The sequence below is a fragment of the Candidatus Accumulibacter aalborgensis genome, from assembly GCF_900089955.1.
Taxonomy (GTDB): domain Bacteria; phylum Pseudomonadota; class Gammaproteobacteria; order Burkholderiales; family Rhodocyclaceae; genus Accumulibacter; species Accumulibacter aalborgensis.
This window is the reverse complement of record NZ_FLQX01000151.1, coordinates 28,671-45,378: the sequence shown is the minus strand read 5'-3', so window position 1 is coordinate 45,378 and position 16,708 is coordinate 28,671. Positions and strand designations below refer to the sequence as shown.

11 protein-coding genes and 1 tRNA gene are annotated in these 16,708 nt (G+C 61.7%); 5 read left to right on the top strand and 7 right to left on the bottom strand.

Annotation, left to right across the window (positions count from 1 at the left end; all coding sequences use genetic code 11):
* Nucleotides 1-2: 2 nt before the first annotated feature.
* The 5 genes from ACCAA_RS19150 to ACCAA_RS19130 form a co-directional block, all read right to left on the bottom strand.
* Entirely contained in the window at nucleotides 3-1,193 is a 1,191-nt protein-coding gene (locus tag ACCAA_RS19150) for an ATP-binding protein (protein WP_186408852.1), read from the bottom strand.
* 71 nt (nucleotides 1,194-1,264) lie between these two features.
* Complete coding sequence (locus ACCAA_RS19145) at nucleotides 1,265-4,084, bottom strand: site-specific DNA-methyltransferase (protein WP_186408851.1); 2,820 nt, start codon at nucleotides 4,082-4,084, stop codon at nucleotides 1,265-1,267.
* 145 nt (nucleotides 4,085-4,229) lie between these two features.
* Entirely contained in the window at nucleotides 4,230-5,441 is a 1,212-nt protein-coding gene (locus tag ACCAA_RS19140) for a Fic family protein (protein WP_186408850.1), read from the bottom strand.
* 99 nt (nucleotides 5,442-5,540) lie between these two features.
* Entirely contained in the window at nucleotides 5,541-8,165 is a 2,625-nt protein-coding gene (locus ACCAA_RS19135) for a BPTD_3080 family restriction endonuclease (protein ID WP_186408849.1), read from the bottom strand.
* 780 nt (nucleotides 8,166-8,945) lie between these two features.
* Nucleotides 8,946-9,022 (bottom strand) — tRNA-Arg (locus tag ACCAA_RS19130).
* A gap of 120 nt (nucleotides 9,023-9,142) precedes the next feature.
* Between ACCAA_RS19130 and ACCAA_RS19125 the strand changes: the two genes are divergently transcribed.
* Nucleotides 9,143-9,589, top strand: coding sequence for a c-type cytochrome (locus ACCAA_RS19125; protein WP_186408848.1), 447 nt, complete (start codon nucleotides 9,143-9,145; stop codon nucleotides 9,587-9,589).
* Nucleotides 9,590-9,631: 42 nt separating this feature from the next.
* Here ACCAA_RS19125 and ACCAA_RS19120 read toward each other — a convergent pair whose 3' ends face one another.
* Together ACCAA_RS19120 and ACCAA_RS19115 are read right to left on the bottom strand one after the other, a co-directional pair.
* Entirely contained in the window at nucleotides 9,632-10,816 is a 1,185-nt protein-coding gene (locus ACCAA_RS19120) for an acyl-CoA dehydrogenase (RefSeq protein ID WP_186408847.1), read from the bottom strand.
* 140 nt (nucleotides 10,817-10,956) lie between these two features.
* A complete protein-coding gene (locus ACCAA_RS19115; protein ID WP_186408846.1) occupies nucleotides 10,957-12,516 on the bottom strand; it encodes a caspase family protein in 1,560 nt (519 codons plus the stop codon).
* A gap of 262 nt (nucleotides 12,517-12,778) precedes the next feature.
* Here ACCAA_RS19115 and ACCAA_RS19110 point away from each other — a divergent pair, with 262 nt between their 5' ends.
* From ACCAA_RS19110 to thrC, 4 genes are all read left to right on the top strand, one after another.
* Complete coding sequence (locus ACCAA_RS19110; RefSeq protein ID WP_186408845.1) at nucleotides 12,779-13,036, top strand: DUF2249 domain-containing protein; 258 nt, start codon at nucleotides 12,779-12,781, stop codon at nucleotides 13,034-13,036.
* Nucleotides 13,037-13,114: 78 nt separating this feature from the next.
* Nucleotides 13,115-14,248: a hypothetical protein gene (locus ACCAA_RS19105; protein WP_186408844.1), complete on the top strand. Its 1,134-nt coding sequence runs from the start codon at nucleotides 13,115-13,117 to the stop codon at nucleotides 14,246-14,248.
* Nucleotides 14,249-14,383: 135 nt separating this feature from the next.
* The gene (locus ACCAA_RS19100; RefSeq protein ID WP_186408843.1) at nucleotides 14,384-15,106 is read left to right on the top strand and encodes a GGDEF domain-containing protein; all 723 of its coding nucleotides are present in this window, start codon (nucleotides 14,384-14,386) and stop codon (nucleotides 15,104-15,106) included.
* Nucleotides 15,107-15,210: 104 nt separating this feature from the next.
* Nucleotides 15,211-16,698, top strand: a complete 1,488-nt coding sequence (gene thrC, locus ACCAA_RS19095; protein ID WP_186408842.1) for a threonine synthase — start codon at nucleotides 15,211-15,213, stop codon at nucleotides 16,696-16,698.
* The last annotated feature ends 10 nt before the right edge of the window (nucleotides 16,699-16,708 follow it).

The window sequence follows — 16,708 nt, the reverse complement described above, 5'->3', positions numbered from 1 at the left end:
CATCAGCCTTTGCGGTGGAAGTCCGGGATGGCTCGTTTCATGAACTCATCAAACAATGGCACGGTGAAGGCCATGTCGCCGTAAGCCGGGCTGTAGATCATGCCTTTCCTGATCAGTTTGGAGCGGACCGGTCCGATACTGGTTACTTTCACCCCGAGACAAGCGGCAATATCGCCGGTACGGCTCGCCCCCGGCCCCAGTTCCGCCATGGCACGCAGGAAGTTCTTCTCGCTGGGCGTCAGCCGATCAAAGCGAACGCGGAAAAAGTTCTGGTCCAGCCGCTGTATCGCGGTAGCCGCAGCCGACTCGACAACAGATTTGGCTATCGGACTGCTCTGTGCCAGATTCCAGGTCTGATAGCCCCATTCCTGAATGAAATACGGATACCCCTTCGTCAGGCGCCAGGTTTCCTCAAGCGCCTCCTGACTGATTTCCACACCGGCGGCTAGGGCAGGTTCGCTGATTGCCCTGATCGAATCCTCTTTGGAGAGTGCCCCGACATCAGGGAACGCGAACAGGCGTTCCGCGTAGGACTTCGACTCCCCGGCCAGTCCGGGCAGCACCGGCAGGCCCGCGCCAAGTAGAAGCACAGGCAGTTGATGCTGCTGCATGCGGTGCATGGCCATGATCAAAGCCCCCAACTCCTTGGGTTGGAGATACTGGATTTCGTCAATCAAGACAGCAACGGCACTGTTCTTTTCCTTGGCCGCATCGCCCAGTGCCTCGAAAAGATTGGGCAGATCAATCTCAATGTCGCCACTGTCGGCGGCGCCGGTTTCAGGCTCGATGTCCAGCCCGATTTCAATCTCGCCCAGCTTCACTTTCAAGCCGCCGAGAAAGCTGCGCAGCACCCGCAAGCCGCGTTTCACGCGATCTCCCGTTTGTGCCATTCGATCCAGTTCGAAAAACACCGACTTCAACGGCGATGCAATCAGCGGACCGAGCGGCTTGTCCTCGTGCGCCTCGATGAACACCGTGCGATAGCCCGTCTCCCGAGCCATGTGGCGAATTTCATTGAGTAGCACCGTCTTGCCGACACCGCGCAAGCCGGTCAGCAACAGACTCTTTTCTGGCCGCCCTAATCGAATACGGCCCAGCAGGATGCGGGCCTCCTCGAGTATCGGTCCGCGCCCGGCCAGTTCGGGCGGTGGCGAACCGGCGCCAGGGGAAAATGGGTTCGTGATCGGGTCCATGTTCTACAGAGTTATTAGTGGTTATATCTTATTTTAAGTATAACAAGATAAACTCGCTATAAGTTGCGGCCTCACACCTTGAACACCTTCATGACTTCATCGCCCAGATGATTGATCACCTTCACCGCGATCCGCCCTGATTTCGGCTTCTCGAACGGACGCGAGGTGTCGCTGTTCAGGCTGGCCCAGGCTTCGGGGTCGATTTCCGCCTTGAGCGTGGTTTTCAATGCGCTGTAGGGGTCGTTGGCGCCGAGAAAGTAGGCGTAGCGGACGAAGAAGCTTTCCTGATTGTAGTCGGTGTCGATGAACCAGCAGGCGATGCCATCGGTGCTGTCGCTGACCACCTCGCCGGTCTGCGGTTTGAAGACATCGACGCCGTTCACCTTGATGCACAGCTTGCCGTCGTCCTGCGGTAGCAGGCTGATGTCCGGCTCGCCGAAGATCACGAAGAGATTGCCCTGGCCGGTGGTCTTGAGGTCGGCGGCCATGTGCAGGTCGGCGTTCATGCGCGCCTTGAGCACCGGGATTCGCCCCAGTTTGCTGAACTCGGTGGCGTGCGCCTCGTAGTTGAAGGCGCAGGCGATCAGCGCGTCGAAGCCGGCTTCGCCGCACTCGCGGGCGGCTTCGACCAGGTCGCTGCGCTGCACGGTGCCAAACTCGGGGCCGATGAAGATTCCGGCACGTTTCTCGCGCATTTCACCTTCCTGGCCTTCGAGATAGCGCCCTTCGGCGCAGATCGCCCCTTCGCCCGGCCACGGGGTCAGCGCGGTGAAGCTGATCCGGTCCTCCCTATGCGCCTGCTGCACGCCGGCGGTCTTGAGGTTTTCGAGAATCAACTGCGGGAAGGACTGCCGGGCGCTGTACTCGGCGCGGTCTTCCTGGAAACCGTCGATCAGTTCGTCGTCCTCGTCGACGCCGATCATGCGGTGCGGCGACAGGCTCTCGACGGTGAAGGGGCCGGCGACGCGCACGCACTTTTTGTTCTCGTAGGGCTTGTCGTAGAGCGTCTCGAAATCGGCCCTGGCAGCGATCGAGGTGTCGATTTCCTTCTGCCGCGCGATGCGCGCCTGCCACCAGTCACGGTGAAGTTCCTCAGCCGTTCGTGCTGAGCCTGTCGAAGCGCGCCCTTCGACAAGCTCAGGGCGAACGGATTTTGAAAGCTCGCGCGGAATCTCCCACTCCTGCCAGGTCTTCCCTAGCGCGGCGTTCAACGCTTCGCGCAAGGGTTCGAGCTTCCCCTGCCACTGCTCCCAGATGACGTCGATCTCGGCGTTGTTGGCGATCGACTTGAGCGTGATGTGCGGCACGCGCTCATAGACGAAACCGTGGCGGAGGTTGCCGTGCACCGGCTGCGTGCTCGGCGCGCTGCGGGTGACTTCGGCTTCCTTGAGCTGGCCTTCGCGGGAGTCGGCAAGCAGGTAGAACGGATAGCGTGCGCCCATGATGCGGGCGCGGGCCAGCGCGAGTGCAACGCGCGAGGTGTCGATCGTGATCCAGCGGCGGCCCCATTGCTCAGCGACGGTGGCGGTGGTGCCGGAACCGCAGGTCGGGTCGAGGACTAGGTCGCCGGGGTCGGTGGCCAGTAGCAAGCAACGCCCGACGATGCTCGTCGAGGTTTGAACGACATAGATCTTGGGATCGGACCTGCTTTGTACAGCACCGCTAATGTCTGCCCAAAGGTTTCCCATCGCGCCGTATCCAAAATCTGCTTGAGACCTGCGATAGTTGAGTTTGCCGTTCTTTGTGACGACAAAACGGTCGGCTTTTCCCAAGCGAATGAGGCCCGATTCCTTGGTCTTAAACGTGCCTTTGCCAGGCGTGTGCTCTTCGCCAAACCACTGAAAATTGGTCACGTCGCCATCGCCGGCCGGACGTGAGCTGGTGACATTATCCAGTCGGTAAAATGAGCCGTCGAAATACTCTGAGGTATAGCGCCCTTCCGAATCCTCGCTGCGGCTAGCGTAGAGCGTTCGCGCTCTTGTCGCCTCCTTGTGCTTTCCGAACCAGAGTACGAAATCGCATGTGGCACCGAGCAAGGTGTTTCCTTCGCTGGTCGTTTTGCGGACTGTAATTTGGCTGATGAAGTTATGCTCCCCAAACACCTCATCCATCACCGCCCGCACCCGGTGCACGTTCTCATCGCCAATCTGCACAAAGATCGACCCCGACTCGGTCAGCAAATCCCGCGCCACGGTCAGCCGATCCCGCAGGTAGGTCAGGTAGCTGTGAATCCCATCCCGCCAGGTATCCCGAAACGCTTTGACCTGCTCCGGCTCGCGCGTGATGTGGCCGGCGTTGCCATCCTTGACGTCGCGGCTGGTGGTGGACCACTGGAAGTTGCTGTTGAACTTGATGCCATAGGGCGGATCGAGGTAGATGCACTGCACCTTGCCGCGCAGGCCTTCGCGCTCGGCGAGGCTGGCCATGACCTGCAGCGAATCGCCGAGGATCATGCGGTTGGTCCAGTTCTGGTCGTGCTGGTAGAAATCGGTCTTGTCGGCACCCTTGGGAATGCCGTTGAAGTCGGCAAAGAGATCGGCAGTGATCTGCCCGGCCTCGTGCTTGCGCTCCTTCGTGCTGCGCAGCAGATCGTCGATCAGCACCTTGGGGTGCACCTTCTCCTGGATGTAGAGCGGTGGCGCCGAGACGACGAGGTCGCTCCAGTCCTGCTCGTCCTTGCCGCGCCAGACGAGCTGCGGGTCGAGGTCGCGATTTCTGGCCGACTTCTCCTTGCCCAGCTTGTCGGCGTCGGGGCGCGGGTAGCCGATCTGCTTCGGCTGCTGCTGCTCGGTCGGCAGCACGGACTGGTATTCGGCGGTCGGGATGTTCTTGCGCCGAGCCTCGTCATGGGTCAGTGATTCGACGGTCTTGGCGTTGCTGGGTCTGGCCATGGTCATGCCCTACTGTGGAAGTCGCGCAAGCGACTCGCGAATCGCCCCTCGCCCGCTGGCGGGAGAGGGGTCGGGGGTGAGGGAAACGGTCATGACTTCCATGATCGCGGGTGTCTTGCAGAGTCATGACCGTTTGCTGGTCGCATTACGGTGATTCCGGCTTCCCCAGCGGCTTGATGTTCGTGGGGACGACGAAGCCTGGCCACAGCGCGTTGTCGGTACCGAGGAAAGCCAGTCCCAGCTCCCGCAGGCGGTGCAGATCACGCTGGCGCGTCTTGTCGTTGAGCTTCAGATAGAGGCTGGTGTACCAGGGCGCGTGCCGGACTTCGTCGAGGGGCAGCGGTCGCCCACGATCCAGCAGCATCGAAAGAATCGTGTATTGCCGGGCGTTGATTCGCTTGTCGTCGAGGGCGCGGCGGATCCTGCTCTCGTAGAGCAGCATGTTGACCAGTCGATTGACGCGATCATGCAGCGTATTGATCGTCTGGCGCATCCCTTCGATGTGAAAGTCGACAAAAGCCTGATTGGGGGCGTCTCGCCCTTTCTCGGCGGCCTTGCGGCAAGCATTGAAGAGTGCGAAGTAGGCGTCGATATTCTGCAGGTAGTAGCGCGCCAGGGCGAAGGGGGCGTAGCGGTAACCGGCGGCCTGCAGCAAGGTGGCTTCGATGACGCGACCGACGCGGCCATTGCCATCCCAGAAGGGATGAATCTGTTCGTAGTAGAGATGCACGAGCGGCGCGCGGATCAGCGCCGGAACACCAGCCGCTTCGAGCTCGCCATGCCAGGCGATCAGCGCAGAGAGCAGACGTTCGATGTCCTTGCCGTATTGCGGCGGCTTGTAGCGGCCGCCATGCGCGGCGTCGCCGACATAGGTGACGCGGGTTTTCGGGTTGTCGCGGATCAGGCCGGGGCGATTGTCTTCGTCCGGGATATCCGCGGTGATCCGTCGATGCAGGTCGACGATGAATTCTGTCGTCAGCGACCAGCCAGGGGTTCTTGCGGCAGCCTGGGACAGGTCGTAGGCGGCCTTGATGTTGAGTGCGCGTTGTTGCTCGACCGCTTGCACCTGGCGAGGATCGAGGGTCAGGGCACTGGCGGTTTCTTCTTCGCTCAGCGTGCCGCCCTCGATAGTGTTGGTGCCGAACACGCTGCTGACCAGGATCTCCTGCTGCAATCGGTTCGCCACCTGCGAAAGAGGGGAGGCGACGAAGCGTGCGTGCGCGTCTTCGACGCGGTGGAGCGCCAGTTCGACAGCCGCCACCGTGAATCCGGGCTGGAAGACGAAGGGGCCGAAGCGGTCGGTGTCAATCCTGCGAGAGAGGTCGGAACAGTCTTTGAGCAATATTTTGTCGTTCATAATGTCCGCCGCTTTATTGCAAACTGTGTTTATTTTTCATCAATATAGGATTTTGCGCAAAAAAATGTGTCGCCTGAAATGTCGCAGCAAATGCTCCATTTATTCTGCAACCGATTCGATCATTCTGGCGAACTCGCCCTCGACCCTGGCCTTGAAATCGGACGCGATCTGGTAAACCTCGCAGAACTCGGCAAACGCCCAGCGGCCATAGCTGCCGAGATGGTTTACGCCCGGCACCCAGTAGGTGTCCATGGTCGATTTCTTCTCCTTCGCGTCCTCGCGCCGGTAGCCCTTGATCTCGACCGCGAGATGCAGCAGGTCATCGGGGCCGTGGCCATCCTCCACGAGCACGATGAAGTCGAGCAGATACTTGCGCGTCTCGGAGCCGTAGCGATACGGCACTTCCAGGCCGAGGTTGTGGTTCTTCACATAGGCGCGAACCTTGGGGTGCGACTCGGCAACGCGGCAGAATTCGCCCTCCCAGTCGCTGTCGAGGATCACCCAGTTGATGTGGCAGGATTGCGAACTCGTCTCCCAGCGGTCGGGCTTCGAGGTGTTGAAGCGGACGTGCGTGGTCGATCCGGTCGGGTTGTAGGGGTCGAGCAGCGCCTTGATCGGGCGTTCGCCGAGGAACTGCCGGGTGATGCGCTTGAGCTGGCCAAAGAGGTAGAGCCTGGGCTCCTCGCCGGGATCGCGCCATTTGGTGTACAGCAGCCGCTGGGTCACCTGGAAAACGAGCGTCGAGGGGCGCATGTCGCCGAGGTGCTGCAGGCTCATGTCCACGCCTTCGCCGATGATGCCGGAGTTGCGGGTAATCGACGGGCCAACCAGGTCGGGGCTGAGTTCCAGGATCGATTCGTCGTTGAAGTCGGCGATCAGCCGTTCCTCGGGCAACTCGACGCGATAGCCCTCGACCCGGGGAAAGCGGATTTCGAGCGCGTCGCGCTCGGGGCGAACGGCCTTGACCTGTACCGTCTCGCGCGACGGCTGCGGTGGCGCAATGACCGGTTTGGCGGTGAAGTCGAAGGGGATGCCGAAGACGTCGGCGTACTCGACGTTGAATAGCCCTTCCTCGTTCAATTCGTAGGACTGGCGGCGCAGCGCCCGGCCGATGACCTGCTCGCAGAGCAACTGGGTGCCGAAGGCGCGGATGCCGAGCACGTGGGTGACGGTATTGGCGTCCCAGCCTTCGGTGAGCATAGACACCGAGACGACGCAGCGGATGGCGCCGCCAAGCTGCTCGGGCTTGCCGACGGTGTTCATGACTTCGCGCAGCAACTCCTGATCGCTGATGTGGTCGCCGGAACGGGCATCACCGGAGCGCTCAACGATCTCGCGGCGAAAACGCTCGATCTCGTCCGCCGCCATGCTGCGGAAGTTGTCGTCGAGGGCGTCGCCGGCCTCGAGTTGCTCGCTGTCGATCAGCAGCGTGTTCGGGCGGGGCAGCGGGTTGCCGGTGGTTTCGTCGAAATTGCGGAACAGCGGCAGGCGCCCGTTCTCCAGCGTCGTCGTGCCGTCGTCATTCCTGCGCTGGAAGCCGGAGACGAAGTCGTAAACCAGCTTGGAAATGGCGGTGTTCTGGCAAACGACGATGAAACAGGGCGGCACCTTGATGCCCTTCGCTTCCCACAGCTTGAAGGTCTTCTCGTAGTGCCCATAGAGCGCCTGCAGTGCTGTCTGCAAGCGGGTCGGGAGTTTGAGGGGGTCGAGGTCTTCGCTCTGACCACGGCCCTTCTTGGGCATGTCCTTGCTGATGTTCTCCCAGAGGTTGCGGAACATCGGCATTTCGTTGCCGGGAATATTCTCGGCCACCGGTACGCGCGGCAGCTTGACGATGCCGCATTCGATGGCGTCCATCAGCGAGAAGTCGCTCATCGCCCAGGGAAAAAGCGTGCCCTCGGCATAACCGGAGCCACGCAGGAAGAATGGCGTCGCCGACAGGTCGATGACGCGGGTCGTACCGAGCTTGCGGTTGACGGCTTCGAGGCCCGAAATCCACAGGCGGGCGGCTTCGTTGTTTTTCTCGGCTTCCTTCCGGTCGTCGCCTTTCAGGTCCTCGTCATCGGCGTCCTTCGGTTTTTCCCGGTAGCAGTGATGCGCTTCGTCGTTGATGACGAGGATGTTCTTCATTCCCATCAGGTCGGGCATCACTCGCTGGAGCATCTGGCCTTCGCTTTCGAGCGTCTTGAGTTCATCGCCGGTGCGGCCCTGCAGGAGTTGCCGCCCACCCCTGGAAATCTCGATGCGCTCGCGCATCTTGAAGGCGTGGTAGTTGGTGATGACGATCTTGGCGCGGCTCATGTCGTCGAGCAGGTCGCCGGGCAGCAATTCGCGGTCCTTGTAGTAGCTGTCCGGGTCATTCGGCTGCAGGACGCGCAGGCGATCCTTGATCGTCAGACCGGGAGCGCAGATCAGGAAGCCGCGCGTGAAGCTCTTGCTGCCCGGTCGGCGCACCGCATTGATCGTCTGCCAGGCGATGAGCATGGCCATGACCGTGGTCTTGCCGGCGCCGGTGGCCAGTTTCAGAGCGAGGCGCATCAACTCGGGATTGGCGTCCCTGTTCGCCGCAGCGAGATGGTCGAGAACGCGTTTGCCGTGTCTGGACTGCGGCGCGACCTCGGTGAGCCAGATCGCGGTTTCCACGGCTTCCACCTGACCCCAGTGCTTCACCGGGCAGTCGTAGGGAGAGTTGAGAATCGGGTGGTCAAAGAAGGGGTTGGACATGGTCGAGTTCAGTCGTTTTTCTTGCCACCGGAGGGTGGTCTTGTTCTGCTGCATCATAGCGGGTTGGCACTGTTCGGAGGGCACTGATAGCCGCCGCCCTCCCTGCCGTTGAATCGCGCGCTCACAAGAGCTGACGATGATCGTTCCCCGCGCCCGTTGGCTACACCACTGTCGGCGGCAATTGACCACGATCAGGAGAACAGGCCTTCGTTGGGACAAGCATTCTGGCGAGGAGGAGCCACAAACACGACGCTCCGCAAATGTACCGTAACATCCGTACCGTAACATCCGGCATAATCCAAAGCAATGATGGCCAGGACTGTGGAATATGAGTGTCCCTCGCTTCTCGGGGCCAATGCCTGGAGGCGCGCATACCTTGCGGATAGACGACCTAGCGTAGCGCCATCCGCATGACACGGCACCTGAACCCGAGCAAAGGCTCTGGAGGAACTTGGCGAGTAGTCAACGCCAAGGGCCTGATATTGGCCAAAGCGAGGGAGTCCCGTTTGCTTGACATCCACCCCTTCAGCCATTTGCACCCGGAATCATGGATACCGTAGTAGAGGTTGAAACCATCGATGCAGGCCCAGATACGCCTTCAGTCTCCAGACAGCAAAAGGCCACACCCGAAGGTGTGGCCTTTTGCGCCGACAGCACGCTGCCAGCGGGTATGTGGCACACATTGGGGATATTTGTGGTCGCCCTGAAGAGCGAAATTCCGTCCGGATTCCCTACAGACTCGGGGATGTCATGCCATGATGACCTGAGCCATTGAATTCATGGCACGCCCGAGACGATTCGAACGTCCGACCCCTGCCTTCGGAGGGCAGTACTCTATCCAACTGAGCTACGGGCGCGTGCAGGCTGGCAAGCTTAACCGGTTTGCTCGGGGGAGTCCACCCCCCCTGGCACTTCTAGGCAGCGCCAAAGAGCGGTACAATTCACCCTTTACCCCGCGGACCACCAAGGATTTTGGCATGGCTCAAGAACAGCACTCGTCACGGGCGATCCTGATGATCACGATCGTTATCGCCATCATTCTGATCGTCGTCATCTGGCCATTGTCGATGCTCGGCAAGGGCGGTGCCAAGCCGGGCAGTGCCGACGACGCAGATGCCCGTATCCAGCCGGTGGCGAAGGTAGAACTGGCCAAGGCAGTTGCCGCCAAGCCCGATGGCAAGCCGCGCGACGGTGCCACTGTCTATAACTCGGTCTGCATGGCCTGCCACGCCAGCGGCGCCGCCGGTGCCCCGAAGACGGGCGACAAGGCCGCCTGGGCGCCGCGTATCGCCACCGGCATACCGGCACTGATCAAGAGCGCGACCAACGGCAAGAACGCGATGCCTGCCAAGGGCGGCGCTGCCGACCTCAGCGATGGCGAAATCAAGGCGGCAGTGGAGTACATCGTCGGCCAGGCCAAATAGAGCGCCTGCTCGTCAATCTCGCCAGTTAAATTTACTGTCGCGTCAGAAGGCGGCAATGCCGGTCTGCGCCCGACCGAGGATCAGCGCATGGACGTCGTGGGTCCCTTCGTAGGTATTGACCACTTCGAGGTTCACCATGTGGCGGATGACGCCGAACTCGTCCGAGACGCCATTGCCGCCGAGCATGTCGCGCGCCGTACGGGCAATGGCGAGCGCCTTGCCGCACGAGTTGCGTTTCATCATTGAGGTGATCTCGGGGCTGGCCGTACCTTCGTCTTTCATCCTCCCAAGGCGCAGGCAACCCTGCAGGGCGAGCGTGATCTCGGCCTGCATGTCGACCAGCTTCTTCTGGATCAACTGGTTGGCGGCCAGCGGGCGACCGAACTGCTTGCGGTCCAGCGTGTACTGACGCGCCGTATGCCAGCAGAACTCCGCGGCACCGAGCGCACCCCAGGCGATGCCGTAGCGCGCCGAATCGAGGCAGGTGAAAGGCCCCTTGAGTCCGCGAATGTCCGGAAAAGCGTTCTCCTCGGGGACGAACACCTCGTCCATCACAATCTCGCCGGTGATTGACGTGCGCAGGCCGACCTTGCCGTGAATCGTCGGAGTGAAAAGACCCGGCATCGCCTTCTCCAGCACGAAGCCACGAATCGCGCCCGCGTCGTCCTTCGCCCAGACGATGAAGACGTCGGCGATCGGCGAATTGGTGATCCACATCTTCCTGCCGAACAGGCTATAGCCGCCATCCACCCGTCGTGCCCGGCTGGCCATGCTGCCGGGATCCGAGCCGTGATCAGGCTCGGTAAGACCGAAGCAGCCGATCCACTCGCCGGTCGCCAGTTTCGGCAGGTACTTGCGCCTCTGCAACTCGGTACCGAAGGCGTGAATCGGCAGCATCACTAGGGACGACTGCACGCTCATCATCGACCGATAGCCCGAATCAACGCGTTCGACCTCTCGCGCGACGAGACCGTAGCTCACGTAGTTGAGGCCGGAACCGCCGTACTCGATCGGAATCGTCGTGCCAAGCAGGCCCATCGCGCCCATCTCGACGTAGATCGTGGGATCGTTTCGCTCGTGACGAAACGACTCCAGGACGCGCGGCAGCAATTTGCCCTGACAGTAGTCGCGCGCCGCATCGCGCAGCATTCGCTCGTCCTCGGTCAACTGCGCGTCAAGGAGCAGGGGGTCTGCCCAGCAAAATCTGGCTGTCGATGAGCTGGCCATTCTTATCTCCATGGCTATTGTCGCGCCGACTCGGTGCCGCGACTGGCAGCGGCCGGCAAGGGGCATCAGGCCAAGCCTCGGTGCGTACTCAATCGGGGTCCGGGCGGGCGACAAGCTTCGGCTCTCGGGCTTGCCTCGCCTTACTTGCCCTTCTTTTTCACGGCATCCTTGTCCGGCGGGGCGACCGCTTTCTCGGCGTGCTTCTCGGCCCGCGACTGGCTCGACTGCAACTGCCCATTGTCGGTCTGCTGACCATCGCGGAATTCGCCTTCCCAGTAGTCACCGGAGGTCCAGGTCAGGCGGCCGAAACCATGTTTGTTGCCATTGAGCCAGGCACCCGTATAGAAATCGCCGTTGCGCAAGGTATAGGTCCCGGTGCCGTGCGGCTCGCCATCCTTGAAGGTCCCTTCGTAGCGATCACCGTTGGTGTAGTGGAGCACGCCCTTGCCATTGATCAGGTCATCGGCCCACTCGCCGTCGTAACGCTGCCCGTTGCGCCAGGTGAAGATGCCCTTGCCGTGTTTCCGGCCAGATTCCATGGTCCCCTCGTAGCGGTCACCATTTGCCCACTCGATGATCCCTTCGCCGGTCATCGCACCGCTCGCTCCATCCAGCGTCAGTTTGCCGGTCGCGGTGAATGCCTCGGTCTTGATCACGCGCTCCGTCGCCGCAGCAGGCTGCTCCGATTTGGTCGTGCTGGCCGCTGGTCCAGGAGCAGGCGGCGGCGATACGGACACGACCGCCAGCATTTCCGGCTTGGAGCGTGGTGCCGACGCCTCCGCCGGCTCCACCGCTGCGGTGGGTTGAGGCTGCGCCGTTTGAGGCGGCGCTGGCACGCTGGCCGGCGCAGTGGCCGCCTGCGCCGGTGCCGGCACGGGGGCGGCGCTGACCGGTCTGTCGACTGGACGTACCGCAGCCTGCTGGGCGACCGCCGCCGGTTGATGCGCGCCGGGGTTAAAATAGAAGTCGCCGGTCATCGATGACGATTCCCAGGGAATCTGTGCATCACGAGTCGCCTTGGCGACTTCCCGGCGTACGTTCTTGAACACCTGCTCGAGGGTGAGGCCTGGCACCTGTACCTGTTTCAGGAGTTCCTGCGTGTACAGCCCGTTGCGGCCATCGCCATCCGCTGCCGTCCTCCCTGGTGCCGTAGCATAGGCGATCATGCTGCCCTTGGGCGCCTCCATCTGCGCCAGACCAGACGCCCCCACGCTGCGGTTGGCCCGACGTTCGAAAGGATTATTGCGACAGGCGTCGAGGATGACGACGTTCAAGTCGCTGGTGCTGAGTTGGTCGAGCACGCCGTCGACATCGACAGACTCAACGCGCACCGAAGATTCACTCTTGATCTCGGCATCAATCGGAATCAGGTAGTTCTTGCCGCGGACCTGCATGCCATGCCCGGCGTAATAGAACAGGGCTACCGTATCCTGCTGCAGGCGATCACCAAACTTGGCAATCGCGCGGTTCATTTCCTTCTGGGTGGCATCAAGCGCCATGATCACTTCAAAACCCGTGCGCTGCAGGGCTGCCGCCATGTCGCGCGCATCGTTCACCGGATTGGTCAACGGAGCTTCCTTGTACTTGGCGTTACCAATCACCAGGGCGACTCTGCGCTCGGCAGCTAGCACCGAAGACAACTGGCCCAGGGAGAGTACCGCCAACACCGCCAAAGAACAGAAATTTCGCCAGCGCATCATAAGAACACCATTCGTGCCGTCGACAGCAATATCGGCTGTAGACTAGCAAGGGAAAACAGGAAAGTCCGTGAATTTTCGCACCGTTTGTCGATGCGGAAGCCCTCCCAGCGCCCATGACATTGAAGTCGGGAGTCAACGACCGCGCTATGAGTATCGGCGGATGTGGCGGTCAAAGTCAATCGCTTGTCCACATCAAAGACACGGGACCTGAAGCCTTCCAGAATGCGACTCCCCCTAACCCCATTTTTCTGCGGAGAACTCCATGCATGCTTGCGACCAACCCACTCAGGAAGCCATCTATCCCTTCGATGCCCGCGGCGTCGCCAAGCGTTTTCGCCATGCGGCAATATTCGGCGCCCTTGATGCCCTGGTTGTCGGTGAAACGATGCGCTTCTGCAACGACCACGACCCGCTGCCCTTGCTCGGCCAACTCCAGGCTCGCTATGGCGATGCGCTGACGATCAACTACGTGCAGCGCGAGTACGGGGCCATCGTCATCGATTTCACCCGCCAGGCTTGACCCCAGCAGCAGGCGATTGGGCGCCAGACCCCCGCTGCTGCCAAGCCTGCCCAAGGCCTTCTTCTCTCGGCTAGCGGCGTGTTGATCTACCTGGGTCTATCGGCCGTCGTCGTTTTCGTGGCTGCCCTCCTGCTCCTGTGTCTTGGCCACCCGACGCGGCCGGCGCTGGCTCATCTGGTCTTCGCGGTCGGTATCGCGCCGCTGATCTTTGGCGCCATCACGCATTTCGTTCCCGTCCTGACACGCAGTGGCAAGGCACCCAGAAGTCTGCTGCTGGCACCACTGCTCCTCCAGTTGGCAGGCACGCTAGCCTTTTTCGGCTTGAGTGGCCAACTGGCAACGGGAAGCTTGCCCCTGGCGGCGGGTGGCGCCCTGCTGATCGCGCTGATCCTTGCCGGCTGGCTGGTCGTGCGTGCCCGACACACGCTTGGCCGACCGCACCCTGGCTGGCGCTGGTATCTCGCGGCCGTCACCTCCCTCTGCATGGCGCTGATTCTTGTTCCGGCCATGACCTGGTGGCCGGCGATGAGAACAGAGATGCGCCTGCTGCATCTGCATCTGAATACCCTTGGCTTCATCGGCCTGGCCGCTCTGGGCACCCTGCAGGTCTTGCTGCCAACGGTTTTGAGCGGGCCTGACGCCGATGCCGCGGCAAGGCTGCGGCGTGAGTTGCCGGTCGCCGCAAGCTCTGTCCTGGCTATCGCCATCGGCGCCGCCTTCTGGCGGCCGCTCGCGCTCGCGGGTGCCGTCATGTTGTGCTCTGTCGCCCTTAACGCCGCTCACTCGTGGTTGCGGCGCTATTCCTGGCGGACGCTGGTCGAGGATGGTGCAGCCGCGGGCCTGGTCGCGGCCCTGTCGGGTTTTCTGCTGCTGGTCATGCTCGGTGCGGCCCATGCCGTCGGTGTTCTCGCTGGGCAGGACGCCGTGCCGGCGTTTGTGGTCGGATTCCTCCTGCCACTGATCACCGGCGCGCTGTCGCAGTTGCTTCCCGTGTGGTATCACCCCGGCCAGCGAACGCCGGTCCGCGACCGAATGCGGGCGGCACTGTCTGCCGGGGGCGCATCACGCTCGCTGTTGTTTGTCCTGGGCGGTGTCTTGCTGGCGCTGGGAGTGAGCGCTGGAATCTGGTTGGCAGCGACCGGAATGCTGCTGTTCGTGGTCGCTCTGCTTCGTTCGCTATCGGTTACCGGGCCGGACAGGAATTCGCTCTGATCGCGGCCAGCGCGCTTTATGGATTGTAAACAGAACCTTGCTTTGACTTCGAGAAAAAAGTCTCAAGATCCGTGAACAGCGTCCGTTTCTAGGGGTATCGCCAGCTTCACCGGCATATCCGACGGAGCAAGAAAAATGTTCAAGCACGATCAGTTACCCCTCGTTCATTCGTCCCGCCACGCGTCGCGCCGGCTGCACCGTCGTTCTTTCGCCATGCGCTTGTTCGGGCAGGCGCGCGCCGTTTCGCCTACGGCCAGCAGCCACACGCATGTTCGACACGGCGGGGTGAGCAGACCTGGCGAGGAGCTGGTGAACCTGCGGGCTGCCGAAGCGCGCATCGGCGAACTTGAAGAAGCCTTGAGCGAAGCCCGCGCAGCTGCCTTTACCGACGCCTTGACAGGCGCGCTCAATCGCCGAGGTTTTGAAGATGCCTACCGGCGCGAAGTGGCTCGCGCTCGGCGACACGGCAGCCGACTTGCTCTCGCCCTGATCGACCTTGACGACTTCAAGCACCTGAACGATACCCTGGGCCACCAGGCGGGTGACGAAGCGCTTGTTCACCTGGTCACGGGATTGCGCGCCGCTCTGCGCCCATCGGATATCCTGTGCCGTTTCGGCGGCGAGGAGTTTGTCGTGCTGCTGCCCGAAACCGCACTGCCGGAGGCGGCAGCGGCAATTTCCCGCTTCCAGCGTCAGTTCGCTGCCCGGGCTGTTCCGGGTCGCGACGTCGTAGTGACCTTCAGCGCCGGCGTCGTGCTCCAGGACCTGAGCGAATCGTTGGCCGACTCGATCGTGCGTGCCGACACGGCGACCTATGCCGCCAAGCGTGCGGGCAAGAACTGTGTCGTGACCGCTTGAGCTTTCATTGGGCGGCTGCCCGGCACGGCTCCTGCACAGGAGACCGGGCGTGGTAAACTGACGGCTCGCCAGTATTTCTCCGCGCCACCCTTACGGTCATCGCCATGCGCTACATCTCGACTCGCGGTCCTTCATCCCAAACACAGCAGTCGTCAGGCCCGACATTTACCGATATTTTGCTCGGCGGCCTGGCGCCGGACGGCGGTCTCTACCTACCGGAGTCCTATCCGCAGGTCAGCATTGGCGAACTTGACCAATGGCGGGCACTGCCTTATGCCGAGCTGGCGTACGCCGTGCTGAGCAAGTTCATTGACGATATCCCGCCGGCCGATCTCAAGACGCTGATCACCAGGACCTATACGGCTGAGGTGTACGGGCACGGGCGGGTCCCTGCCGATGCAAGCGAGATCACTCCCTTGCGCTGGCTGGAAAGGCCGGACGCGGCCCGTGGCGAAGGCGGACTGGCGATCCTCGAACTGTCGAATGGCCCGACACTGGCCTTCAAGGACATGGCCATGCAGTTGCTCGGTCATCTTTTCGAGTACGTTCTCGCCAGACAGGGTGAAACCATCAACATTCTCGGCGCCACTTCGGGCGATACCGGGTCCTCTGCCGAATACGCGCTGCGCGGGAAACAAGGTGTGCGCGTATTCATGCTCTCACCGCACGAGCGGATGAGCCCGTTTCAACGGGCACAAATGTATTCGCTGCCCGACGCCAACATCTACAACATGGCCGTGCGCGGAATGTTTGACGATGCCCAGGACATCGTCAAGGCGGTTTCCAACGACCACGCCTTCAAGGCAAGGTACAAAATCGGCGCCGTCAACTCGATCAACTGGGCGCGTGTGGCGGCTCAGGTGGTGTACTACTTCAAGGCTTACTTCGCGGCGACCGGCGGCATGGGTGGCAGCAACGATCAACAGGTCGCTTTTGCCGTGCCTTCCGGTAACTTCGGCAACATCTGCGCGGGCCATATCGCGCGCATGATGGCTTTGCCGATCGGCCGACTGGTCCTGGCAACCAACGAGAACGACGTGCTCGACGAATTCTTCCGTACCGGCGTCTACCGCCCTCGTGCCACCGCCGAAACCTGCACCACATCGAGCCCTTCGATGGACATCTCGAAGGCCTCCAATTTCGAGCGCTTCGCCTTCGATCTCGTGGGACGCGATCCGGCAGTGATTCGCAGATTATGGGCCGAGGTCGACGCGGGCGGCAGTTTCGACCTCTCCGGCACGCCATTCTTCGCCCGCTTGTCCGAATTCGGCTTTGTTTCGGGCACCAGCTCGCACGCCGATCGTCTGGCCACCATTCGGCATACGTTCGAGAAGTACGGCCTGATGATCGATCCGCATACTGCCGATGGACTGAAGGTCGGCAGCGCCATGAGGACACCGGAAATGCCGATGGTCGTGCTGGAGACCGCTTTGCCAGCGAAGTTCGAAGAAACGATGGTCGAGGCACTTGGCCGCAAACCAGAAAGACCTGCCGGACTGCAAGGCATCGAGGACCTGCAGCAGCGGGTCGAGGTGATCGATGCCAGTGTCGATGCCGTGAAGCGATTCATCGAGCAACAGGTGGATGCATAAAGCGACTGCA

Excerpts from the sequence above, each read along its gene's own strand:
- ACCAA_RS19150 (WP_186408852.1), bottom strand. The coding sequence starts at position 1,193 with ATGGACCCGATCACGAACCCATTTTCCCCTGGCGCCGGTTCGCCACCG.
- ACCAA_RS19145 (WP_186408851.1), bottom strand. The coding sequence starts at position 4,084 with ATGGCCAGACCCAGCAACGCCAAGACCGTCGAATCACTGACCCATGAC.
- ACCAA_RS19140 (WP_186408850.1), bottom strand. The coding sequence starts at position 5,441 with ATGAACGACAAAATATTGCTCAAAGACTGTTCCGACCTCTCTCGCAGG.
- ACCAA_RS19135 (WP_186408849.1), bottom strand. The coding sequence starts at position 8,165 with ATGTCCAACCCCTTCTTTGACCACCCGATTCTCAACTCTCCCTACGAC.
- ACCAA_RS19125 (WP_186408848.1), top strand. The coding sequence starts at position 9,143 with ATGGCTCAAGAACAGCACTCGTCACGGGCGATCCTGATGATCACGATC.
- ACCAA_RS19120 (WP_186408847.1), bottom strand. The coding sequence starts at position 10,816 with ATGGCCAGCTCATCGACAGCCAGATTTTGCTGGGCAGACCCCCTGCTC.
- ACCAA_RS19115 (WP_186408846.1), bottom strand. The coding sequence starts at position 12,516 with ATGATGCGCTGGCGAAATTTCTGTTCTTTGGCGGTGTTGGCGGTACTC.
- ACCAA_RS19110 (WP_186408845.1), top strand. The coding sequence starts at position 12,779 with ATGCATGCTTGCGACCAACCCACTCAGGAAGCCATCTATCCCTTCGAT.
- ACCAA_RS19100 (WP_186408843.1), top strand. The coding sequence starts at position 14,384 with ATGTTCAAGCACGATCAGTTACCCCTCGTTCATTCGTCCCGCCACGCG.
- thrC (WP_186408842.1), top strand. The coding sequence starts at position 15,211 with ATGCGCTACATCTCGACTCGCGGTCCTTCATCCCAAACACAGCAGTCG.